Origin of the sequence: Roseibium sp. (assembly GCF_965232425.1) — a bacterium.
In the GTDB taxonomy this organism is placed as follows: Bacteria; Pseudomonadota; Alphaproteobacteria; order Rhizobiales; family Stappiaceae; genus Roseibium.
This window is the reverse complement of record NZ_OZ246971.1, coordinates 3,337,277-3,358,437: the sequence shown is the minus strand read 5'-3', so window position 1 is coordinate 3,358,437 and position 21,161 is coordinate 3,337,277. Positions and strand designations below refer to the sequence as shown.

At 61.3% G+C, this 21,161-nt stretch carries 20 protein-coding genes; 5 read left to right on the top strand and 15 right to left on the bottom strand.

The window, feature by feature from the left end; translation table 11 throughout:
* From ACO08A_RS15490 to ACO08A_RS15445, 10 genes are all read right to left on the bottom strand, one after another.
* Entirely contained in the window at window positions 1-1,290 is a 1,290-nt protein-coding gene (locus ACO08A_RS15490; protein WP_422036904.1) for an MGH1-like glycoside hydrolase domain-containing protein, read from the bottom strand.
* Window positions 1,291-1,330: 40 nt separating this feature from the next.
* Window positions 1,331-2,563 (bottom strand): carbohydrate ABC transporter permease, encoded by a 1,233-nt coding sequence (locus ACO08A_RS15485; RefSeq protein ID WP_422036903.1) that lies wholly within the window; start codon window positions 2,561-2,563, stop codon window positions 1,331-1,333.
* A complete protein-coding gene (locus ACO08A_RS15480; protein WP_422036902.1) occupies window positions 2,560-3,864 on the bottom strand; it encodes an ABC transporter permease subunit in 1,305 nt (434 codons plus the stop codon). Before ACO08A_RS15480 ends, ACO08A_RS15485 begins: the two co-directional genes overlap by 4 nt.
* A gap of 198 nt (window positions 3,865-4,062) precedes the next feature.
* The gene (locus tag ACO08A_RS15475) at window positions 4,063-5,412 is read right to left on the bottom strand and encodes an ABC transporter substrate-binding protein (protein WP_422036901.1); all 1,350 of its coding nucleotides are present in this window, start codon (window positions 5,410-5,412) and stop codon (window positions 4,063-4,065) included.
* Between the two features lies 1 nt (window position 5,413).
* Window positions 5,414-6,520 carry a LacI family DNA-binding transcriptional regulator gene (locus ACO08A_RS15470; RefSeq protein ID WP_422036900.1) on the bottom strand — a complete coding sequence of 369 codons (1,107 nt, stop codon included), beginning with the start codon at window positions 6,518-6,520 and terminating at the stop codon, window positions 5,414-5,416.
* 925 nt (window positions 6,521-7,445) lie between these two features.
* The gene (locus ACO08A_RS15465) at window positions 7,446-7,994 is read right to left on the bottom strand and encodes a hypothetical protein (RefSeq protein WP_422036899.1); all 549 of its coding nucleotides are present in this window, start codon (window positions 7,992-7,994) and stop codon (window positions 7,446-7,448) included.
* 88 nt (window positions 7,995-8,082) lie between these two features.
* Window positions 8,083-8,454 carry a VOC family protein gene (locus tag ACO08A_RS15460; RefSeq protein WP_422036898.1) on the bottom strand — a complete coding sequence of 124 codons (372 nt, stop codon included), beginning with the start codon at window positions 8,452-8,454 and terminating at the stop codon, window positions 8,083-8,085.
* Between the two features lie 20 nt (window positions 8,455-8,474).
* Window positions 8,475-9,656 carry a GAK system CofD-like protein gene (locus tag ACO08A_RS15455; protein WP_422036897.1) on the bottom strand — a complete coding sequence of 394 codons (1,182 nt, stop codon included), beginning with the start codon at window positions 9,654-9,656 and terminating at the stop codon, window positions 8,475-8,477.
* A 30-nt stretch (window positions 9,657-9,686) separates the two neighbouring features.
* Window positions 9,687-10,946 carry a glycerate kinase type-2 family protein gene (locus ACO08A_RS15450; protein ID WP_422036896.1) on the bottom strand — a complete coding sequence of 420 codons (1,260 nt, stop codon included), beginning with the start codon at window positions 10,944-10,946 and terminating at the stop codon, window positions 9,687-9,689.
* Window positions 10,939-11,226, bottom strand: coding sequence for a hypothetical protein (locus ACO08A_RS15445; RefSeq protein WP_422036895.1), 288 nt, complete (start codon window positions 11,224-11,226; stop codon window positions 10,939-10,941). The genes ACO08A_RS15450 and ACO08A_RS15445 overlap by 8 nt, the downstream gene beginning before the upstream one ends.
* A 180-nt stretch (window positions 11,227-11,406) precedes the next feature.
* Between ACO08A_RS15445 and ACO08A_RS15440 the strand changes: the two genes are divergently transcribed.
* A complete protein-coding gene (locus ACO08A_RS15440) occupies window positions 11,407-11,796 on the top strand; it encodes a DUF427 domain-containing protein (RefSeq protein ID WP_422036894.1) in 390 nt (129 codons plus the stop codon).
* 20 nt (window positions 11,797-11,816) lie between these two features.
* Here the strand turns inward: ACO08A_RS15440 and ACO08A_RS15435 are convergent, their stop codons facing one another.
* Genes ACO08A_RS15435 through ACO08A_RS15415 form a run of 5 tightly spaced genes read right to left on the bottom strand, consistent with a single transcriptional unit; the run spans window position 11,817 to window position 15,568 of the window.
* On the bottom strand, window positions 11,817-12,185 hold the full coding sequence (locus ACO08A_RS15435; RefSeq protein ID WP_422036893.1) for a phosphate acetyltransferase: 369 nt from the start codon (window positions 12,183-12,185) through the stop codon (window positions 11,817-11,819).
* The gene (locus tag ACO08A_RS15430; RefSeq protein ID WP_422036892.1) at window positions 12,185-12,574 is read right to left on the bottom strand and encodes a MaoC family dehydratase; all 390 of its coding nucleotides are present in this window, start codon (window positions 12,572-12,574) and stop codon (window positions 12,185-12,187) included. The genes ACO08A_RS15435 and ACO08A_RS15430 overlap by 1 nt, the downstream gene beginning before the upstream one ends.
* Window positions 12,575-12,577: 3 nt before the next feature.
* A complete protein-coding gene (locus tag ACO08A_RS15425; protein ID WP_422036891.1) occupies window positions 12,578-14,119 on the bottom strand; it encodes an AMP-binding protein in 1,542 nt (513 codons plus the stop codon).
* Between the two features lie 40 nt (window positions 14,120-14,159).
* Window positions 14,160-14,945 carry an enoyl-CoA hydratase/isomerase family protein gene (locus ACO08A_RS15420; RefSeq protein ID WP_422036890.1) on the bottom strand — a complete coding sequence of 262 codons (786 nt, stop codon included), beginning with the start codon at window positions 14,943-14,945 and terminating at the stop codon, window positions 14,160-14,162.
* Complete coding sequence (locus ACO08A_RS15415) at window positions 14,942-15,568, bottom strand: TetR/AcrR family transcriptional regulator (RefSeq protein ID WP_422036889.1); 627 nt, start codon at window positions 15,566-15,568, stop codon at window positions 14,942-14,944. The genes ACO08A_RS15420 and ACO08A_RS15415 overlap by 4 nt, the downstream gene beginning before the upstream one ends.
* Window positions 15,569-15,922: 354 nt before the next feature.
* Between ACO08A_RS15415 and hemA the strand changes: the two genes are divergently transcribed.
* The 4 genes from hemA to ACO08A_RS15395 all read left to right on the top strand — a co-directional run bounded on the left by hemA (window position 15,923) and on the right by ACO08A_RS15395 (window position 21,145).
* A complete protein-coding gene (gene hemA, locus ACO08A_RS15410; protein ID WP_422036888.1) occupies window positions 15,923-17,140 on the top strand; it encodes a 5-aminolevulinate synthase in 1,218 nt (405 codons plus the stop codon).
* A gap of 186 nt (window positions 17,141-17,326) precedes the next feature.
* Window positions 17,327-18,061 carry a DUF1194 domain-containing protein gene (locus ACO08A_RS15405; RefSeq protein WP_422036887.1) on the top strand — a complete coding sequence of 245 codons (735 nt, stop codon included), beginning with the start codon at window positions 17,327-17,329 and terminating at the stop codon, window positions 18,059-18,061.
* A 151-nt stretch (window positions 18,062-18,212) separates the two neighbouring features.
* Window positions 18,213-19,463 carry a cation:proton antiporter gene (locus ACO08A_RS15400; protein WP_422036886.1) on the top strand — a complete coding sequence of 417 codons (1,251 nt, stop codon included), beginning with the start codon at window positions 18,213-18,215 and terminating at the stop codon, window positions 19,461-19,463.
* A gap of 71 nt (window positions 19,464-19,534) precedes the next feature.
* Window positions 19,535-21,145 (top strand): glutamate synthase-related protein, encoded by a 1,611-nt coding sequence (locus ACO08A_RS15395; RefSeq protein ID WP_422036885.1) that lies wholly within the window; start codon window positions 19,535-19,537, stop codon window positions 21,143-21,145.
* Window positions 21,146-21,161 lie beyond the last annotated feature (16 nt).

Genomic DNA, 21,161 nt, shown 5'->3' with positions numbered 1-21,161 from the left:
CTACGCTGCTTGTTTCACATGTGTTGGGGATGCCCAGGTCAGCCAGATGGCTGCGGTCCACGAGAAGGTGCCGCCACCTGCACCTGCCGCGGTCTCCGGGCTGAAATATTCGGCGAAACCGCTGGTCTCGACCAGCTGCGCCGTGTCGCTTCTCAGTTTCTCGGCGCGAACGGTGTCGCCCGCCTCCGCAAAGCCCCGGGCGATCATGTAATTGACCATCGCCCAGACGGGTCCGCGCCAGTAACGCAGCGGTTCGAAGCTGCGGTGGTCCGGATCATAGGACGGCATCGTGTAGCGCACCTTGGCAGCGATGCGGTCGAAGTGACCTTGCAGCGAGGTCAGCGTCGTCTCGTCCGCCAGTCCTGCATAGGGGGCCAGGAACGACATGCTCGAGATACCGTCCGTGTGTTTTCCGGATCTGCGGTCAAGCGCGACATGTGCCTTCAGGTCTTCGCTCCAGAGATTTTTCGCACCCTTTTCCATGAGCGCGATCCAGCCCCTGATCTCGTCCGCTTCCGCTGTCTTGCCGAGCTTGTCTGCGAGAACGAGAAGGTCCCGCGACGCCCGCAGGAATATGAACGTGACCCCCGGATCGGCAACGAAGAACGGGCAGGTCCTGGCGACTTCCGCCGGATCCCATCCGACACCCCGGCAGGCTGCCATGATGCTGAGATACCGGTCGTAGTCTTCCTTGTGCGGCCGCATCGCCGGGTCGACATGCGAGGTGTCCTTGCGCTCGTAAGGTTCGATATCCTTGACCTCGACGGCCCGGAGCGCGTCATCCCAGTCGGGCAGATTGTCCCGTCCCGATTCCCAGGGATGGATGATGGCCAGCACGCCGAGATTGTCCGGGTCCCTGTAGGCCAGATACCAGCGGTGCCAGTTCATCAGTTGCGGGAACAGCGCACCGGCCCGTTCGAGCGCGCGGCCGCTCGTGTCGGTGTCGACAAGATCCCGGATGACCGTCGCAGCCACGGGTGGCTGGGAATGGCCGGAACTCGGGATCGGGCCGCCATCCGTTCCCCAGACCTTCGGACCCGGAAAGTAACTCGGGTCGTCCTTTCTGAAGAGGATGTGCGGCACCATGCCGTCCCACCACTGCCCCTCGAACAGCATTTCGATCTCCCGCCAGGCACGATCCTGGTCGAAGGTTGCGAAGCCGAGCGCGACAAACACCGAATCCCAGTTCCACTGATAGGGATAGAGTCCTTTTGTCGGCACCGTGTACCCACCCTGATCGTTCTCGATCAGGATGGTTCTGGCTGTGTTATCCAAGTCTGCGTTTGACACAGAAGTCTCCTTGGCCGTTGTGGCCGTTTCATGCGTTGCCCTAGCCCTTGACGCTGCCGGCCGTCAGGCCCTGCACAAGGAAGCGTTCGAACCAGAGGAAAATGACGAGGACGGGCACGGTCGCAATCACCGCGCCCGCCATGAGATGCTGACGAGGCACCTCGGAGGAATTCAGGGACACGACACCGCGCGACAGCGTGAAGATGTCCGGATTGTCAAGGAACATGAAGGCGAACAGGAATTCGTTCCAGGCGATCATGAAGACATAGAGCGACACCGATGCGAGCGCCGGAAGTGACAGCGGCAGCGTTATCTTCAGGATGACGCCGATGCGCGTCAGGCCGTCCATCAGCCCGGCCTCTTCCAGTTCGGACGGGATGCCGCGGAAATAGCCCTGAAGCATGTAGAGTGCGACCGGTATCGTTGTTGCCGGATAGACGATCAGAAGCCCCGTCAGCGTGTTGCGCAGTCCGAGCTGCGAGAACACGGCATAGAGCGGGATCACCAGCACGATCGCGGGCACCATGTAGATCAGGAGAACCGATCGCGACAGGAACGCCTGCCCCGGAAAGCGCAGCCGTGAGACCGCATATGCCCCGGGCACGGAGAACAGCAGCGTCAGCACCACGGTCGCTACACTGACATAGGCCGAAACCAGCAGGTAGCGCCCGAAGTTGAACTGGGTGAACAGTTCGACATAGGAGCGGAACAGCCCGTCCAACCCTTGCGACAGGTCGATGGACAGGTCCAGCGGATTCGCCAGGAGGGTCTGCTGGCTCTTCAGCGACGTCATGACCATGACGTAGAACGGCAGCGCCACGATGATCGTGAAGATCACGAAGCCGACGCCCTTGGCGATGCGGATGTAGATCACCTCGCGCTCGTAGCGGCTCATGGCACCGAGCCGGGCACCGTTGAGGCATACGGTGGTTGCCCAGGTGGCGCCCAGAACGGTCACGATGAGTGCCAGCCCCTGCCAGACCGGCACGGTGCCGAGCGACAGGTTGAAGGGCGCCGCGAACGAGCCGATCATCAGGAGTACGAACATGGTAATCGCGGCAAGCGCCCAGGCGGGCAGACCGCCCTCGGCGCCGGAGGATTGCCGCCACACGAAGACGAGCGCGCTGACGAGCCCGGCAATGCCTGCAGCCGTTGCCTGCGGCAGGGCCACTTCGCCCGTAATCAGCGTCAGTGTTACGGCGACGACGACGATTGAGGTCACGCCCCAGACAAGGCCCGTGACGGCTGCAAGCAGGATGCTTCCCGGTCTCATAGCCCTTCCTCCTTCGGTGAGAAGCGGATGAACAGGGTGGCGAACGTGACCAGCACGACGAAGACGACCACCGCGACCGCGGCACCGGCTCCGAGATTGGAAAGCGCAAAACCCTGTTCATAGACGTCGACGGTGAGCGTCCGTGTCCCGGCATTGCCGCCGGTCAGCAGGAAGATGTCGTCGAACTTGTTGAACGTCCAGATGAACCTGAGCAGGAACAGAACCGACAGGATGCCCATGAGCTGGGGCAGCGACAGGTACCAGAACTGCTGCAACGGTGTCGCCCCGTCCATTTCTGCGGCCTCATACATGTCCGTATTGATGGACTGCATACGCGCCAGAATGAACAGGAACGAGAGTGGGAAATAGCGCCAGGCCTCGAACGCGATAACGGTCGTCAGCGCCAACGGAAACTCCATCGGTATCCCGAACAGGGAGTATTCGATGGCCCGCTGCCCGAAGAAGTTGATCGGGTCGGACACCACCCCCATTTTCGTCAGGAGCGCATTGACCGTCCCCGAAAACGGATCGAACAGCACGACCCAGGTGAAGGCGACCGCAATCACCGGCGAGACATAGGGGAACAGGAACAGCCCGCGCACGAAGCCGCGTCCCTTGAAGACCGTGTTGAGCAATTGCGCGGCAAAGAGGCCGAGAACCAGCGCCCCGCCCGTTCCGAAGATCGTATAGTAGAAGGTGACCCTGAGAACCGACCAGAACTCGTCCGCGCTGAAGATCCTCTGAAAGTTCTCCAGGGTGAAATCGAAACTCGTCAGGATGTTGTTTGCGTCGCCGGTAATGACCGGCTCGCTGGCGCGTTCCGGCCTGTTGGCCGAAAGAAAGGCGTCGGTGACCGTGCCCTCGATCCTGAGCCGCTCGCGCCAACCGGGCTCCACCGTGCCAATGGTGCAGGTCAGTGCACTGCCGTTCAGCGCGCAGACGTCCGGCAGCGCCGTAACGTCGAAGCCTGCCGGGATAGCGTCGGTCAGGACGACATCGCGGACTTCCTCTTCTTGCGAGGAGTTGCGCAGGCGGTACTCCAGCTGGGCGCTGTCACCCGCCGCCTTGGGACCTCCGCGCACACGTTCGTTGACCAGCACGGTCGGCGGACGCAGATCCGCAAGCTGCACGGGTTTCACGCTGATCCAGAAGTTGGCCAGGAGCGGCCCGGCGACGATCATCAGGATGATGGCGAATGTCGGCGCGAGCATGAGATAGGCGAGCCACATCTCGCGGCGCTGCATGGGTCCGACCCCTTTGGGCGGGCCGAGGGACTCCGAATTTTGGTTCTGTGCGCTCATGGTTCCAGCTCTGTGTTTCGGCCCTTTGGCAGCGTCTCTGTCGAGGTGCGAAAGGACAAGCGGTCCCTACCCTCCCGCGGAACGTGCGGGAAGAAGCGGTTGGTGGGGACCGGGCGCTCGGCGAGCCTGCGTCCGGTCCGGATGTCCTGCAGGGGTGGGGTTCCACCGGTCAGCCGATGGAACCACGTGCGTCAGTCTTTACTGAACTTTGGCCAGTTCTTCGTTGAGCTTTGCAACCGTCGCGGCCGCATCGCGCTCGTCGTCGATGTATTCACGCACCAGACGGTTGATCACCTGGCTGTTGATGATCTTGGAGGCAAGCGACAGCTGGCCTTCCGTCACGCCCCAGCGGCTGGCGGTATCCAGACCGGCAACAATCGTGTTGATCGTGTCCGGGTCATAGAGATCGGTCAGCGGGGCCTTGCGATCGACGCCGACCGGCAGTTTCGACCAGCCGTCAACGAAGGCGGTCGGGTTGTCGGCATTGCCGCGGCGGATCGGGAACTTGCCTTCCGGCGCGATCGACAGGGTCGACATGTAGCCGTCATCCATGGAGAACTCCACGAACTGCATGGCCGCTTCCGTATCGGCGTCGTTGGTGATGCCGAAGTAGCGCACATCACCCCAGGCAGCGCCGTCCGGGTTCGACGGACCGCTCAGGGTGGTCACGACACCGGTCTTGGACGCCAGTTCCTTCGAGGTCGGATCGTCGGTGATCGTCGGGGGCGCACTGTCACGCAGACCTGCAAGCTCGTCCAGAATGAACGGCGACCAGATGATCATCGCTGCTTTGCCGGCAAAGTAAAGTTCGCGCGACTGCTTCCAGAAGAGGTCGCCCGGAGGAGATGCCTTGGCGATGGCCTTGTAGAACTCCAGGGCCTCGATGGTTTTCTTTTCGTCAAGCGCCTTGAAGCCTTCGCCGTCGACCGGCGTGATGCCATTGGCCAGAAGCACGTGCTCAAGCACCTGGCTCATGAAGTTCTCGTCGATCTTCGTCGCAGCGACGAATGCGAACATTTCCGGCGGATTGTGCAGCTTTTCAACGGCGGCCAGGATATTCGCGTAGCTGTCCGGCGCGGCCAGCCCGTTCGCGTCGAACAGGTCTTTCCGGTAGACGACCATCTGAGTCCAGCCATCGACCGGAACGGAAGCGATACCACCGTCAACGGCAGCCATCGCGACAGCACCCGGCGCGAACGTGTCCTTGCCGAGATTGTCGACCACTTCCGTGGCGGCTTCCGTATCCAGGATACCGGCTTCGGCCCACGGCAGCGCGTACTGCAGCGTGTGATAGATCACGTCCGGCAGATCGCCGGCAGCAAATGCGGCGGTTGCGCGCGTGCCGAGATCCGATTCAGACACCGGTATGACTTCGACCTCGATGCCGGTCTTGTCCTTGAAGGCGGCGGCCATTTCTTCTTGTTTGGCCAGGCGCTCCGGCTGCTCTTCCGTTGTCCAGAAACGCAGCGTGTCTGCCTGTGCCGTGGTCAGACCGAGTGCGAGTACGCCCGCAATGGTCGAGGCCAGGAATTTACTCCTCCCAAGCATTTCATTCTCCCTTACTGCCGGAAAGTGGCTGTTCGTTCAGCCGGTCACGGAGCACGCCTGCCAGCGCCTCCGACGTCATGGTCGGCGCGCCGTCCGAGGCGCGCCGGATGAGTTTTGCCTTGGCCAGCGCCTGCAATTCATGCGGCGCCTTGCCGTCGAGAACATCGATCAGCATGCGGGCCACGCGACCGCCTGCTTCCTGTGCACTCTGTGTGAAAGTCGTCAGCGGCGGGTCGACATATTCGCCCGCGGGCAGGCCGTCATATCCGATAACCGTCACGTCTGCGCCCGGCTTCAGCCCAAGCGTTCTGCAGCACTGAATGGCGCCGATCGCCAGCGCATCCGTGGCGCACAGGATGGCCGTCGGCGGTGCCTTTGCCGACAGCAGAGCCCTGGCCCCCGCAATGCCGCCCTTTTCGCCGACTGGCTGCAGGGTTTCCAGTTCGCTGTCATGGGCAACGCCCAGCGCCTCGAGGCCCTGCCGGTATCCTTCCAGCCGCTGCCGCGCGAAATTCAGCTCAAGCGGCCCGCCGATGAAACCGATCCGCTCGTGACCGAGGCTGTAAAGGTGCCGTGCACCCGTTGCAAAAGTCTCTTCGTTGTCGATGTCGAACCAGGCATAGCCGGACGGATCGCGCGTGCGCCCGTGCGCCACGAAGGGAAAGTTCTGTTCCTGAAGATAGGCGATGCGCGGGTCTTCGACCTCCGTCCGCGTGACGATGAAGCCGTCGACCTTGCGCCGTGCGATCAGCCGCTTGAGCGTTGCAATGACGTGATCACGGGAATGGGCGGTGGTCACCAGAAGATCGAGCCCCAGTTCGTCGAGCGCGCGCGCGATGCCGTCGATGAATTCCGCCAGGAACGGGTCCGCACCATTGCCGTGGCCGACCGGAATGATGATCCCGAGCGTGTCCTGCCGCCCGCGCTTCAGGTTCCGCGCCGTTGCCGAGGGCTGATAGCCGAGATCCTGAACCGCCTTCAGGATGCGTTTGCGGGTGTCGGCGGAAATATCGGTGTAGTTGTTGAGGACGCGCGAGACGGTTCCCTTGGCAACGCCAACGTGGCGGGCCACGTCGTCAATGGTCACGGAACCACGAAGTCGCGACATCATTCCTCCCACGGGGCACCCGGCCCCAGACTTGTTCGCTGCCACTTGCGAATGGCGCGATTTATTGACGGAAAGTGTTCCAAAACCGGTTTCGGAAGTCAACAAAATCGGTTTCGGAAACCGAAAAGATTTATTCCGCAATGCGGGAACACGTTGGCGTTAAAGCAAAACACCGCTCAAATTGGTTTCGGAGAAGATGCGGCATGACACGCACGCATCCTGTGTGACCAGGTGTTACGGCGCACGGGAAGTCTGTTTCAGGACCCCGCCATCCCGGGAAGACCGGGTGCGTTGTGTCAGGGCATCGACGGTCTTCACTGTGTCATCCCGGACCTGATCCGGGATCCAATCCACGGCGCCGAACGACGGACCGGCAAAAGCTCGGTTTGTGCAACACCCGCGAGCATATGCACGGAAGCCTCTGGAAACGCGTGGATTCCGGACCTCCACTCCGCTGCGTCCGGGATGACACTGAAAGAGATTGGCAGCGCCGATACACGCTGGCTCCCCGGCCCCGGGTCTCACGTTGTTCGCCCGGGGTGACGACGAAGAGAGTGACGTTCCCCCACCGTCATTCCGGACAAGTGAGGCGACGCCGAACGCTGATCTGGAATCCAGAAATCAGCGTGAGCAAAGCGAACACTCTTTTCGATACCCTCAATAAGCCGCGCCTTCGTCGCGAAACAAGTCTGGTTTCCGGATCGGCGCGCAGCTTGCGCTGCACTTGTCCGGAATGACGGCGGGGGAATGCACCGTCGCCCAGCATGCGAACACCGTCAGGTCCTGGGCTGAACAGCAGTGGATAACGACTGACAACGACAGCCCAACTGGGCTCATTCCGACGACGAGCTCAACCGTGTTCAAATGAATTGATGACACTTGAAGAGAAAGACAAAAAGAGATCAGCAAAGCAGAGCCGTTTCACTCACCTGGCGTAGACATACACAACACGAGACAGGCCCGGGATCAGAATGACCATGCTCCGGCGCTTATATGTGTAATAGGCACCTGACGAGAAAACAGCTTGATCGACCATATCAACAACTTCGCGATCCACGTGAATTGGAAAATTGAAGTAGTGCGTAATGCTGGGGCACCTGTAGTGATACCCCATTGATTCAGCGCTATCGCGACAACGTTCAGGGTCAGTCCATCTTTGCCTGGCGGGAATGGGGGACGATCGCCAGTTTCGAAATTCATACTTCCGGCCACGAAATCTGTTTGGCGGCAGCCCTCCCAGCCATTCCGCACCCTCTCTCATCAATCGCTTCTTGGCGTCGTCGGGCATGTCATAGACAATGATGCCAGCCTGGTGCGCGCCGGGGCCGATCCCCGAGCTTCCCTCAGAAACATAGAGCACCCACCATCCAACCAATGCTCTCGGCACGAAGGTCAATCGCTCTTCGTATTGCGCCAGTTTCCATATGGTCCATGCAAACAAAAACACAGCAGCTATGGAAAGGAAGGTTTTCATGTCAGAGCACAAGCGGGTCTTTTGTTCAGGTCATCTGCGACAATCAGATAGTTGCCGGTTGTGCAGAATTTCCTGAGACGGCCCTGACCTACTCCTCAGGCAGGTCACCTTCCGGCGGTTGCCAGAGTTCGACCGCATTGCCTTCCGGGTCCAGAAAGCGGAAGAAGCGGCCGTATTCCTCGTCGTCGTAGCCGAGTTCGGTGACGCCGTCGGCACGCAGGCTCGTCATCAGGACATCGATGTCATTGACCCGCAGATTGATCATGAACCGGTTCTCGGCAGGCCCGAAATAGGACGTGTCCTCCTTGAACGCCGCAAACACGGAGGGGCCTGCATTCTGGTGCAGCCAGGTCCCCATGTTGATGTCGAAGTGTTTCTTGTAGAACGCGGCCTGCCGGTCCGGGTCTTCGCTCTTGAAGAAGACGCCTCCGATGCCGTCGACTTTCGCTGATTGAACCATCCCCGATCCTCCTTCAGTCCTCACGCCAGGGAGACCAAAGCCTCACAGAGCGGCGCCGGGTCGTAAAAAGGTGCCGAAGTCTTGCTCACAAGGTCAAGTCTCAGGACTGAAATGCCCCGCGCGCGGACTTCGGCCGTTTCGCTTTCCGGCACGCTGCTGTCGACGATCACGAAATTGAGCAGCTTGTGCGCAGGACAGTCCGCACCGGCATCCCTGTGAAGATAACTTAGAAGCGTGTGAACCTTGTCGGCGAGGGTCAGTTCAGCCGTTTCCGGGTCCCTGCCAAGGCTTGGCACATAAACTTTCGGAACCGTTCGTGACGCCACGGCCCTGCCGACACCCTTCGGCAGGAGATTGGCTACAAGGCTGGTGTAAAAGCTCCCGGGCGCGAAGCAGATCAGATCCGCGGACTGCACGAGCGTGTGGTTGCGGTCCGGAAAACGGCTTTCTGCCGGCACCCTGTCCGCAAGACCGTGGTTCAGGAACAGGTCCCGGATCGGAGATTTCAGTTCCGGGTGTTCCTTGCCCGTCATCAGGTGCTGCCCGATGACGGTGTGTCCGTTGGCGAGGTCAGCGCCGAGATGCAGATTGTCGTCGGTGACCGCGCGCACCGTCCCCTGCACGCCCACAAGCTTGGACACGAGAAAGATGATCGGCTCCAGATGCTGGTTCTGGTTGAGATAACCGCCCGCCAGAATGAGATTGCCGATGCTTGCCCCGCGCAGGTCGAACGTCTTCGGGCAGGCGGCGCGGAACATGCCCAGCTGGTTCTGGATCAGCGTGCGCATCGGCTGCTCGATGGCCTCGACCAGCGTGTGCGTTCCACCGATCATGCTGTCCAGTTCGCCCTGCAGATCGGCGTCATTGGCCGACTTGGCGAACCGGTGCGTGAACAGGCGGAAAACGTCCGGGTGACCGAGCACGGTCTCGTCGGCAAGCGCCATCATCCGGCTTCTGAGATCGCCGATGGCCGGCATGTCGAAGGCAACGCGCAATCCTTGCGAACTGCCGCCGGAGTCGAACGGTGTCACCAGATGGATGGAATTGTGTGTGTAGCGTTTCAAGCACTGCGACACGCCGTTCAGCGCGGACCCGCCACTGAAAAACAGAAGACGCGGCCCGAGCTTCGGGTTGGACAGAAACCGTTCGATACGGAACGGATCCGGCATGCGCACGGCGCGCGTGATGGTCACCTCGGGCATTTTTGCGTCAGGCCTCAGAGTCGGATCAGGTCATTCCCCGATCCATATCGCACGGAAATCGTTCACATTTGTCAATGTCGGCCCGGTCACGACCTGGTCGCCGATCTTTTCGAAGAAGCTGTGAGCGTCGTTGTCCGCCAGTGCATCCGAAGCGGAAACGCCGCACGCAGCGGCCTTTGCAAGGGTTTCCGGGCCGACAACGGCACCGGCAACCTCAGCGGCCCCGTCAACACCATCCGTATCGCAGGCGATGGCGTGAATGCCGGATGCGCCTTGCAGCGCGAGAGCGAGGGCGAGCGCATATTCCGCATTCGGTCCACCGATACCGTCGCCGTTGCGGGTTACCGTCAGCTCGCCGCCCGACAGAAGCAGCAAGGGCCGGCCGGAGCCCTGGCGCTGCTTTTGATGGTCCAAGGCAAGTTGCGCATGGGCACGGGCGACCTCTCTGGCCTCCCCTTCCAGTGCGTCCCCGAGGATTTCCACGTCACATCCGAGCCCTTCTGCAAGGTCCTTTGCGGCCTCAAGGGACTGGGACGGCGCGGCAAAGATCGTGTTGGTCACAAGGGACAGTCTGTCATGGACAGGCGGCAGAACGCCCGACGTTTCGGACAGAACCGCTGTGACGGAAGAGGGCACATCGATCTGCCAGCGCTCCAGGATCGCCGCTGCGTCCGCGGACGAACTGTCATCGCCGACGGTTGGCCCCGAGCCGATCTCGGCGGGATCGTCGCCGGGAACGTCCGACAGCAGCAGCGCCAGCATCCGCGCCGGATGGGCCGCAGCCGCGAGTTGGCCACCCTTGACCGCGCTCAGGTGCTTGCGCACCTTGTTCATCTGGCCGATCGGCGCGCCGGAACTCAGCAGCGCCTGGTTGACCTCTTGCTTTTCGGAAAGGCTGATGTCGCCTGCCGGTGCAGTCAGCAGGGCGGAGGCACCGCCCGATATCAGCGCCAGCACGAAGTCGTCTTCGCCGAGCCCTTGAACGAGGTCGAGCATGCGGCGCGTTGCGGTGAGACCCGCTTCGTCCGGCACGGGATGTGCCGCCTCGACGATCTCGATCCCCTGGCACGGACGTCCATACCCGTAGCGTGTGATGACAAGACCGCTGCACGGACCCCATGCCGCCTCGACGGCCTCGGCCATGCGCGCCGATGCCTTGCCGGCACCGATCACGGTGACCCGCCCTTCCGGCTTTTCGGGCAGGAAGGCGGCAAGGCTTTTCATCGGATCGGCCACCTCGACAGCCCGCTGGAACAGATTGCGCAGGATATCTTCCGGCTGCTCACTCATCAGGAATGCACCTCTCAGGTTTCGCACGGTTAGGGTACGGACCCATAAATGAAGTCAATTTGGTTTGGATCGTTTTGACCAATTGCGAGGAGCGAAAGCGCAGGAAATGTGGTTCATTTTCAAGCCTTTCGCGACGCAGCAGATGGTCAAAACGGCCAAATCCGAAGGACGGCAAAATGGCTGTTCCTCGCAGCGTCACCATGCTTGACCGGGCAAAAAGCCCGCTCTGCACACGCTTCCTCGCGCGGTTTTGCCATCGCTGCCGCCAAATCGGCTTCATTTATGGGTCCGTACCCTAGAGACCTGTTTCGGGACAATTTTCAAGGTTGATTTCGCGTGAATTTGTTCCGGTCAGTGTCAAAGACGGGATATTCGTGCATTTTCGCACCGGCCCGTTTCAGGAATCGGGATTGCCAAGCCGGGTGTCCGACCACACCTTTGACCGGAAAGGAGTGCCCACATGTCAGACACATCCATCGCGGCCCTCAGGGACGCGATCAGAAATCCGGAAAATTCCGACCACATGATGGTCATCAAGACGGCCCCCCGGCGCATGCGCGTTTACGCTGGAGACACCCTGCTCGCCGACAGCACAAGCGCACTCAGGGTGATGGAACTGGGCAAGTCGGTCTATGACCCGGTGGTCTATTTCCCGGCGGATGATATCGTCGCGTCTCTGGACCCGGTGCAAAAATCCACCTATTGCCCGATCAAGGGCGATGCCAGCTACGTGTCGCTGGCCGGCGAGGAAATCGGCTGGGTCTACCAGGACCCGATCCCGATGACCCGGCAACTCAGGGGGCATCACGCCTTCTGGCCATCGAAAACCCGGCTGGTCGAGGGAGAGTAGACTAGCCAAGGGTCCGTACCCTAGTCTTTTCCCACATCCTCGACATAGACCAGTGCCCGGCCCTGGCAGATCCGGGTTCCGTCCGGTGTGGTGCACACGGTCTCAAGATCGACCAGGTGTTTTTCGGGGCGCAGCCGCGACACCTTGACCGAGGCCGTGAGCGCTTCGCCAACCGGCGCGGGTGCAAGAAACTCAAGGCTCTGTTTCAGATAGTTGGTTCCCCGGCCCGGCAGCTCCACGCCAAGCAGGTAGGAAAACAGCCCGCCGATCAACGGCCCAGGAACCGATGTCGGCACACTTGCCAGATCTCCCGCCAGCACGGCGAAATCACGCATGTCCTCGTCGGTATAGGTGCGCGTGATTGCTTTTTTCGCTCCGATTTCCAGCATCAGGCCGGCTCCCCGATCTTGCAGGTTCCCGAAAGCGTCACGGCGCGGTCGGCGGTCCTGCTGATTTCGATCAGCACCAGACCCGGTTGATCGGGGTCCTCGGCGAAGGAAAGCGCCAGTTCCTCGCCGGCATAGGACGGATTGGGAAACATCAGCGTCTGCACCTCGTGTCGCCGGCCGGGGTAGAGTGTTTCCAGGCAGGCGAAAGCACGCGTGTAGAGCAGCATGCCGTGAGACACCGTGCGGCCGAACCGCGTGCGTGCCGAGAACACGGGATCGACATGGATCGGATTGTCATCGCCGGACAGCCGGGCAAAAGCATCGAAATCGCCTTGGGTCGGTGTCCAGGTAAAGACGGTGGCTGATGGTCTGTCGGTGGCAAGGGTCATTGCTCACACGTTCTCCTGAACTGATGTCGCTGCGTGGGTGTCTTTCAGGACATTCTTCCGAACCTTGCCGGCCGCCGTGCGCGGCAGGTCCTCCGTCACGGTAAAGCTCTTCGGGATCTTGTAGGGCGCCAGCTTCGCCCGGCACCAGTCTGCCAGCCCGCCGGTATCCAGGATTTCACCGGGGCGCGGCACCAGGAACGCGGCTCCGACTTCCCCCCACTTGTCGTCGGAAACACCAATGACGACCGCTTCCAGAATCGCCGGGTGGCCGTCGAGCACCTTCTCGACTTCAGCCGGATAGACGTTCTCGCCGCCGGAGATGTACATGTCCTTGATCCGGTCGACGATGTAATAGTAGCCGTCCGCATCGCGCCGGGCGATGTCACCTGATTTCAGCCAGCCGTCCTCGGTGAATGTTTCGGAAGTTGCCCGGCTGTTGTCCATGTATCCGGGCGTGATGTTCGGGCCGCGGAACTGGACTTCCCCCTCGCCTGCGCCTTCAACGATGCGTCCGTCGGACGCCGCCAGCCGGACATCCGTCAGGATCTGCGGCTTTCCGACCGATCCGATTTTCGCAGCTGCATGCCCCGTATCCATCAGGAACACGGTGGGCCCGGTTTCCGTCATGCCCATGCCGTTGCAGATCGTTACCCCGCGTGCCTGGAAATCGACAAGCAGGTGTTGTGGGACGGGCGCACCACCGCAGCCGAGCGAGCGGACCCGCGAAAAGTCGGTGTCCCCGATCTTCGGTGACAGGGCAAGCGCCTGGTAGATCGCCGGCACACCGAAAAAACAGGTCACCTGGCCGTCGTCGATCAGGTCGAGGACCTGGTCCGGATCGAACTTGCGCAGGAGGGTCGAGGACCCTCCATTCAAGAAGATCGGCAGGGTCGGCAGGTTGATCCCGGCAGTATGAAACAGCGGCAGGAAGTTGACACCCTTTTCGCCAACGCCGAGCCCGGTTGCCTGGCAATAATTGATCATGTTGGCCCAGGCCATGCCCGCCGTCTGAATGACCGCCTTTGGAAGACCCGTCGTTCCGGAGGTAAAAAGCAGGTACCAGGGAGCACTCGCGTCGATCTGCCCATTGCCGACGGGCGACGGATCGGCCGTATCCAAAAGGTCATCCAGTGCGCTCTCACCTCCATCCGCAGCCCCCATCGGCAGCAGATCGATCCCGCTGTTGCCCGCAAGCGCGCGCGCCGTTTCCATGTGGGCCTCGTCGGCAAACATCACGCAGGCGTTCGACGCTTCGAGGATCGGCCCGAGTTCGGCAACCGGTTGCCGCCAGTTGAGCGGCACCAGCAGAATTCCGGTCTTCTGTGCCGCGAACAGCAACACGAAGAAATCCGGATGATTGAGGCAGAGCACGGCAAAGCGGTCGCCCTTCCGCAATCCGGCGCCGAGCAGGAAATTGCCCAGACGGTTCGCCCGCTCGTTGATGTCCCGGAACGAATAGGACCGGCCGCTGTCCCGGTCAAAGAAGGCGACGGCGTCGGGTCTCAGCTCGGCCCGCTTTGCGGCCATGTCGGTCAGAAACTCCATGTGTCCTCCTGGCACGTGGTGTTCGGATCAGGTGAAGTCATCATGCACGCCGTTGCAGGAACGCTGTCATGCCGGCGAGCGTGTCCGGCTGAACGACCCGTTCCAGAAACCTTGCCTTTTCCTGGTCAAGCCGCGTCCGCACAATATCAAGCCGCGCGGCATCCCAGACATTCGTCCGGGTAACCGCATGCGTTGACGCAGACCCCGCCGCCAGGCCGTTCAGCCAGCCTTCGACAACGGCTTTGAGCTCCGGGTACGGGCAGACGCACGAAACCAGGCCCAGCGCGCGCGCTTCGGCAGCAGTCACCCGTTCGTTCAGGTACTGGATCTGGAGCGTTTTCGCGGTACCGATCCGTTCCGGCAACAACGCCGTCCAGCCGCCGTCGGGCGCGAACCCGACGGATGAATAGTAGGGTTGGATGAAGGAATGCTCTGCCATCGCGGTCATGTCGGCTGCAAGAACAAGACCCGTCGCCCCGCCGGTCACCGGACCGTTGACGGCAGCCAGAACGGGTGCAGGAAAGCAAAGCAGCTTCAAGACAACGGCGTGCAGACCGCCAACGAGTTTTTCCGCATAGCCGAGAAGCTCTTCTCGTGAACCGGCATGTGCGAGAAAGCCCGCAATGTCTCCACCGGTTGAAAAGCTCGCACCATTGCCCGTGAGGACGAGCGCAACGGGTTTTGCTTCGGCCGCATGATTGAGAGCCGCCTCAAGTTCGGCAACCAGTTCCGGAATGAGCGCATTGTGCCGGGCTGGGCGGTTTAGGCGAAGCCAGACCGCGCCGCCAGCCTCCTCAATCACGACCTGTCTGGTTTCGGTTGTCACGGCTTGAGCCCGTTCGCGATCAGGTCATAGGCCGTGTCGACAAGGTCGGGTATGGGCGTCTTGTTCCCGAACACGACAATTTGTTCGCCAAGCGCACGTGCAATGCCCATCAGCGCCCAGGCGCGGGTGTCGGGATCGCCTTCCGAAATCTGACCGCTTTGGACTGCTTCGTTCAATCCACTCCGGTATCCTTCGGCAAAGGCGCCGTAGTACTCGCGATAGGCATCCGGGTCGACGAACTGGGCTTCCTGGACGATACGGTAAAGGTCGGGATGCGCCTGAACGAATTCGAGAAAGGCCGTCAGACCGGCCTGCTCCGCTTGCAGCCTGTTCGAGATCGCCTGTGTCGCGTCGGAAATCGTGTGACGCACAAGCCGGCCCATTTCCAGAACCAGCTCCGAAAAGACCTCTTCCTTGGTCTTGAAATAAATATAGAACGTACCTTGGGCGACCCCCGCTTCGCTGGTAATCTGCCCGATGGACGCATCGTTGTAGCCCCGGGCGCCGATCACGCGTTCCGCGGCGGACAGTATGGCCTTCTTCGTCGCCTCGCCGCGCGCCGTCTTCGGTTGGTTGAAAGGCGTCCGTTGGGACATGGCTGCATTGCCGGCCGGATTTGTCACACCCGCGCTCCTGAAAAATGAAACATGAATCAGTATTCATGTTTCGAACGCGAAAGCAACTGTCTTCTTGAAGGTCCGGCAGCATCGGGCCTGGATGCCTCGAAGCAGTGGCGCACAGCACTGCCGTCGGCGCTGTCTGGTGTCATGGTCTTCTATGACTTTTGGACGCATCACCCGTGTTTGACCTTGATCAAGGCGATTTGCCTGATTATGCAGTTTAGAATATCTTAAAGGTGCCCGGAAACGCCACGCGTTAGGGGACCTGACGCTCAACCACCGTGACGCGAAAAAACGGCTGGGGAATGTTTGAGAGGCGCGCGCTGGCCGAAGCGGGCGGAGCAGAGGACCGGTATTATGGACGTGAACGCCTATCTTGAAGAGCGCCTTGGCAAACTTCATGACAATGGGAACTACCGGGTCTTCGCCGATCTCGAACGCCAGTCCGGAAATTTTCCACGGGCGACACGCTACCGTGAGGACGGGTCCACACAGAATGTGACCGTCTGGTGCTCCAACGACTATCTCGGCATGGGCCAGCACGAAAAGATCGTCGGTGCGATGCAGGACGTCATTGCCAAGTGCGGCGCCGGTGCCGGTGGCACGCGCAACATTTCCGGCACCAACCATTACCATGTTCTTCTCGAGCACGAGCTTGCGGACCTGCACGCCAAGGAAGCCGCGCTGATCTTCACGTCGGGCTACGTCTCCAACTGGGCTGCCCTTGGAACTCTGGCGTCCCAGGTTCCGGGCATGATCGTCTATTCTGACTCGCTGAACCACGCCTCCATGATCGAGGGCATCCGCCACGCCCGCTGCGAAAAGCGGATCTTCAAGCACAACGACTATGAAGACCTGGAACGGCTGATGGCAGCTGACGATCCGGACGCGCCCAAGATGGTCGCATTCGAGAGCGTCTATTCCATGGACGGCGACATTGCCCCGATCAAGGAAATCTGCGACGTCGCCGACAAGTTCGGGGCGATCACCTATCTTGATGAAGTCCACGCTGTCGGCATGTACGGCGCGCGCGGCGGCGGTGTTGCCGAACGCGAAGGCCTGATGGACCGGCTGACAATCATCGAAGGCACGCTCGGCAAGGCCTTCGGCGTCATGGGCGGCTACATCACCGGCAGCAGAACGGTTGTCGATTTCATCCGTTCCTTTGCCTCCGGCTTCATCTTCACCACCGCACTGCCGCCGGCACTCGCCGCAGGCGCGACCGCATCGATCAAGCATCTGAAGGAAAGCCCGTTCGAGCGCAAGGCGCACAAGGACCGGGTGGAACAGCTGCGCGCGGCGCTCGACAAGCGCGGCATCCCGCACATGGAAAACCCGAGCCACATCGTGCCGGTGATGGTCGGCGATGCCAAGAAATGCAAATGGATCTCCGACATCCTGCTGGAGACCTATGGCATCTACGTGCAGCCGATCAACTACCCGACCGTTCCGGTCGGCACCGAACGCCTGCGCTTCACGCCGACCCCGCTTCACACGGCAGCCGATATCGAGCATCTGGCCGATTCCATCAACGATCTGTGGTCGCAATGCGCGCTCGCGCGCGCGGTCGCCTGACCGGTTCCTTCTCCTCCCGAAGGTACATCCTGCCCGCCCCATTGGGGCGGGTTTCTTTTTGCGCGAAAGCAAGTGACCGGTTGGTGAACAGGCCTGTGTCGTCCGTTCGGCGATGCCGACGGGCTTTCTCTTTTCACACCGCTGCCCTAGCTTTGATCGAGGAGCCTGTTTTCGGGGAGCGGAAATATGAGAATCGCGTGCATTGTTGTTGCCTGGCTTTTGCTCTTCGTGACACCTTCGGTTTCTGAGGAACTCGATCTCGAACTCGTTCTCCTCGCAGACGCCACCGGTTCGATCGATGAAGCCGAGATCCGCTTCCAGCGCGCCGGATATGCCGCCGCCATCACCGATCCGTCCGTCCTGAATGCCATCGCAGGCAATGCCTATGGCAAGATTGTTGTCACCTATGTCGAATGGGCCGACATGTTCTCGCAGGATGTCGTGGTCGACTGGACGGTGATCGACGGGAAAGCCTCGGCGGACGAGTTTGCCGCCAGGCTCATGGAAGCACCGAGACAGGCCTATGGACGCAACGCCATAGGCGCGGCACTTCTGAAAGGCAAGGAACTGATCGACACAAACGACTACACCGGTCTGCGCCGCGTGATCGATCTTTCGGCCGACAGCGCCAACAACTGGAACGGACCGCCGATCCGCGAAGCGAGGGACATCGTGGTCGGTTCGGGCATCGTCATCAACGGTCTTGCCGTCCTCTGCCGTCACTGCTCCGGGCGTCCGGTTTCCTACGATCTGGAGCAAAGATTTTACGACGAGATCATCGGCGGCCCGGCGGCCTTCGTCGTCACCGCCGACAGCGCGGCAACCTTTGCGGACGCCGTGCGCAAGAAACTCATTCTCGAGATTGCCGCCAGGCCGGAAGATGCGGAGCGCATCCTGTTGCGGCTTGCCCGCGCGGACTGAAGCGCGGCAGCAACGCTGCAACCGGCGACAATCACAATTCTCCCCTTCGGTAAATTCACGATTGCCACACGGCAGTGTCATCTGCTTATGATTTGAAACAGGGCACAGCCGTCTGCATTTGTATCGCGTGGGCTTCGGGAGAGAGAACGTAATGGCCACCGGTCTTTTGATGCTGGCGATGTTTACGGTCTGCTACACGCTGCTGGCAAAAACGCTGTCGAACGGAATTCTGACCGCCCCGATCCTCTTTATCGGCTTCGGTTATCTCATGGCCCAGACAGGGCTGATGCCCTTCGCCGAGGCTGAACATCTTCTGCACATTGTTGCCGAGCTTGCCCTGATCATCCTCTTGTTCCTGGATGCTGCCCAGATCAATCTGCGCGCCCTTCGCGAACGCCATCAGTGGCCGCTCCGGATGCTGCTTATCGGCCTGCCGCTTGCCGTCGTGATCGGCACGGCCGCTGCCGCACCGTTCATAACAACCTACCCGCTGATCGTCGCCGCGCTGGCCGCAGCCCTGCTCGCCCCGACAGATGCGGCCCTCGGTCAGGCTGTCGTCACCAACGAGGCGGTACCGGAAAGGGTCCGCCGCGCACTCACGCTCGAAAGCGGACTAAATGACGGCCTCGCCCTGCCCGTCATCCTGCTATTTGCCAGCCTGACGGCCGAAGTGATGCATCAGGACGCCACCAACTGGCTGGTCTTCGGCGCGAAACAGCTGATCTTCGGGCCGCTCGTCGGTGGCATCATGGGTCTTGTCGGCGGCTATCTGTTCCTAGCCGCCAAGCGCCGCAAGATGACCTCCGTGACGATCGAAGGCATCGGCGCCATCGCCATGGCGGGCGCGGCCTATCTCGCTGCCGGTCTTGTGGACGGCAACGGCTTCATCTCCGCCTTCGTTGCCGGCCTGTGCTTCGGGAACATCATCAAGGGCCAATGCGCCTTCATCTACGAATTCACCGAAAACGAAGGCCAGATGCTCGCCTGGGGGGCGTTCTTCCTGATCGGGCTTGCCTTGCTGCCCGGCGCCATCGCCCATCTGGATACCGGCATGCTGGCGATCATCCTGACCAGCCTGTTTGTTGTCCGCCCGCTCGCCGTATGGCTGTCGCTGTCGGGAACGGATGCCGCCCCGCTGACGAAACTGTTCTTCGGCTGGTTCGGGCCGAGAGGCCTCGCCACTGCCCTGTTCGCCCTTCTCGTGGTCGACCAGATCGATCATGACATCGGCGAATACCTGTTGAACCTTGCCGTCAACGCGGTCTGGATCAGCGCCGTCTTGCATGGGGTGACCGCCGTTCCCTTTGCCAGGTGGTATGGTGCGCGCATGTCGGACGACGAAGACGCCGCGGAGATGGCTGCCGTGCCGCCAATGCGCCCGGAAGGGGCAGCCAAACACTAAGTGACCGAAGAAAACGCCAGAATGTCAGCCAAGGTTTCACAAAAATCAGAAGCCGTTAGCCGGGGGAAGAAATGAAAAAACATGCTGTAGCCACCTTGAGCACCCTGCCGGACCGCGACCCGCAATACGCACTCGTCGCGGATGTCGATCTTGTGGTCGTCCGCTTCGACGAAGAGGTCTCCGTCTTCTACGGCCGGTGCCTGCATCGCGGCGCGCTGATGTCGGACGGCTACGTTCAGGGGGACAATCTCATCTGCGGTGTCCACTACTGGGACTACCGTGTCGACAGCGGCGTTTCCGAATACAACAACTCCGAGGCCCTGCCCAAGTTCAAGAGCTGGATCGAAGGGGACGAGGTTCTGGTCGATGAGGACGAGATCGCGGCCTGGGCGAAGGACAACCCGCAGCCGTTCCAGCGCGATCAGTACCTGGGTCTTTATGCCGACACCAGCCACGGCACGGAGGAAGAACCTTACAACGGCCTGATCCAGCAATATGCGCGCGACGGTCTGAGCAAGACAGGTCACCATGGCCGCGTCGATGCAATGGGCGTGCCCCGCACCCAGCTGCCCGACTGGGACGACATCCAGATCCTGACGGCGCAGCTGCAGCGGTTTCCGCTTCTTGACGATGATCCGGTCGGAACCGATGTCGTCATCGGGCCCAACGCCCAAAAGCCGCTCCGCCTGAAGATCCCGCTGTTCGTATCCGACATGAGCTTCGGTGCGCTTTCCGAGCCGGCCAAGGTGGCGCTTGCCCGCGGCGCGGAGCTCGCCGGCACCGGGATATGTTCCGGCGAGGGCGGCATGCTGCCGGAGGAACAGGAAGCCAATTCCCGCTATTTCTATGAGCTCGCCTCGGCCCGTTTCGGCTTCGACTGGGAAAAGCTCGACCGGGTTCAGGCCTTCCATTTCAAGGGCGGCCAGGGGGCCAAGACGGGAACCGGCGGTCACCTGCCGGGGGCCAAGGTCAAGGGAAAGATCGCCGAGGTGCGCGGCCTGCAGGAAGGCACTGACGCGATCTCGCCGCCCCGTTTTCCGGACTGGACCGACGTCTCCGAGGTCAAGGACTTCGCCGATGAAGTGCGCACCCGGACCGGCGGCATTCCGATCGGCTACAAGCTGTCGGCGCAGCATATCGAGAAGGACATCGACGCGGCGCTGGAAATCGGCGTCGACTACATCATCCTGGACGGGCGCGGCGGCGGCACCGGTGCGGCCCCCATCATTTTCCGTGACAACATATCCGTTCCGACCATCCCGGCGCTTGCCAGGGCGCGGCGCCACCTGGACAAATCCGGCAGGTCCGATGTCAGCCTGGTGATCACGGGGGGCCTGCGCAAACCGGCAGACTTCGTGAAGGCGATGGCGCTCGGCGCGGATGCCATTGCGGTCTCCAATGCGGCGATGCAGGCCATCGGCTGCATCGCCATGCGGGCTTGCCACACCAACAACTGCCCGGTCGGTATAGCGACCCAGAAGCCGCATCTCGTCAGCCGGATCCAGGTCGAAAAGTCCGCCCGCCAGCTCACCAATTTCTTCGAGGCTTCGGTCGAACTGATGCAGGTGATGGCGCGCGCCTGCGGCTACGCGCACCTGAACGAATTCAACCCGGACGACCTGACCACCTGGAAGCGGGAAATGTCCGACCTGTCGGGCGTCGCCTATGGCGGTGTTGCCTGACCCGGTCAGAAAGTTT

Coding starts and splice junctions, on each gene's coding strand:
- hemA (WP_422036888.1), top strand. CDS start 15,923: ATGGACGTGAACGCCTATCTTGAAGAGCGCCTTGGCAAACTTCATGAC.
- ACO08A_RS15465 (WP_422036899.1), bottom strand. CDS start 7,994: ATGAAAACCTTCCTTTCCATAGCTGCTGTGTTTTTGTTTGCATGGACC.
- ACO08A_RS15480 (WP_422036902.1), bottom strand. CDS start 3,864: ATGAGCGCACAGAACCAAAATTCGGAGTCCCTCGGCCCGCCCAAAGGG.
- ACO08A_RS15425 (WP_422036891.1), bottom strand. CDS start 14,119: ATGGAGTTTCTGACCGACATGGCCGCAAAGCGGGCCGAGCTGAGACCC.
- ACO08A_RS15430 (WP_422036892.1), bottom strand. CDS start 12,574: ATGACCCTTGCCACCGACAGACCATCAGCCACCGTCTTTACCTGGACA.
- ACO08A_RS15435 (WP_422036893.1), bottom strand. CDS start 12,185: ATGCTGGAAATCGGAGCGAAAAAAGCAATCACGCGCACCTATACCGAC.
- ACO08A_RS15395 (WP_422036885.1), top strand. CDS start 19,535: ATGAAAAAACATGCTGTAGCCACCTTGAGCACCCTGCCGGACCGCGAC.
- ACO08A_RS15440 (WP_422036894.1), top strand. CDS start 11,407: ATGTCAGACACATCCATCGCGGCCCTCAGGGACGCGATCAGAAATCCG.
- ACO08A_RS15400 (WP_422036886.1), top strand. CDS start 18,213: ATGGCCACCGGTCTTTTGATGCTGGCGATGTTTACGGTCTGCTACACG.
- ACO08A_RS15475 (WP_422036901.1), bottom strand. CDS start 5,412: ATGCTTGGGAGGAGTAAATTCCTGGCCTCGACCATTGCGGGCGTACTC.
- ACO08A_RS15485 (WP_422036903.1), bottom strand. CDS start 2,563: ATGAGACCGGGAAGCATCCTGCTTGCAGCCGTCACGGGCCTTGTCTGG.
- ACO08A_RS15405 (WP_422036887.1), top strand. CDS start 17,327: ATGAGAATCGCGTGCATTGTTGTTGCCTGGCTTTTGCTCTTCGTGACA.
- ACO08A_RS15470 (WP_422036900.1), bottom strand. CDS start 6,520: ATGTCGCGACTTCGTGGTTCCGTGACCATTGACGACGTGGCCCGCCAC.
- ACO08A_RS15455 (WP_422036897.1), bottom strand. CDS start 9,656: ATGCCCGAGGTGACCATCACGCGCGCCGTGCGCATGCCGGATCCGTTC.
- ACO08A_RS15445 (WP_422036895.1), bottom strand. CDS start 11,226: ATGAAGCCGATTTGGCGGCAGCGATGGCAAAACCGCGCGAGGAAGCGT.
- ACO08A_RS15460 (WP_422036898.1), bottom strand. CDS start 8,454: ATGGTTCAATCAGCGAAAGTCGACGGCATCGGAGGCGTCTTCTTCAAG.
- ACO08A_RS15450 (WP_422036896.1), bottom strand. CDS start 10,946: ATGAGTGAGCAGCCGGAAGATATCCTGCGCAATCTGTTCCAGCGGGCT.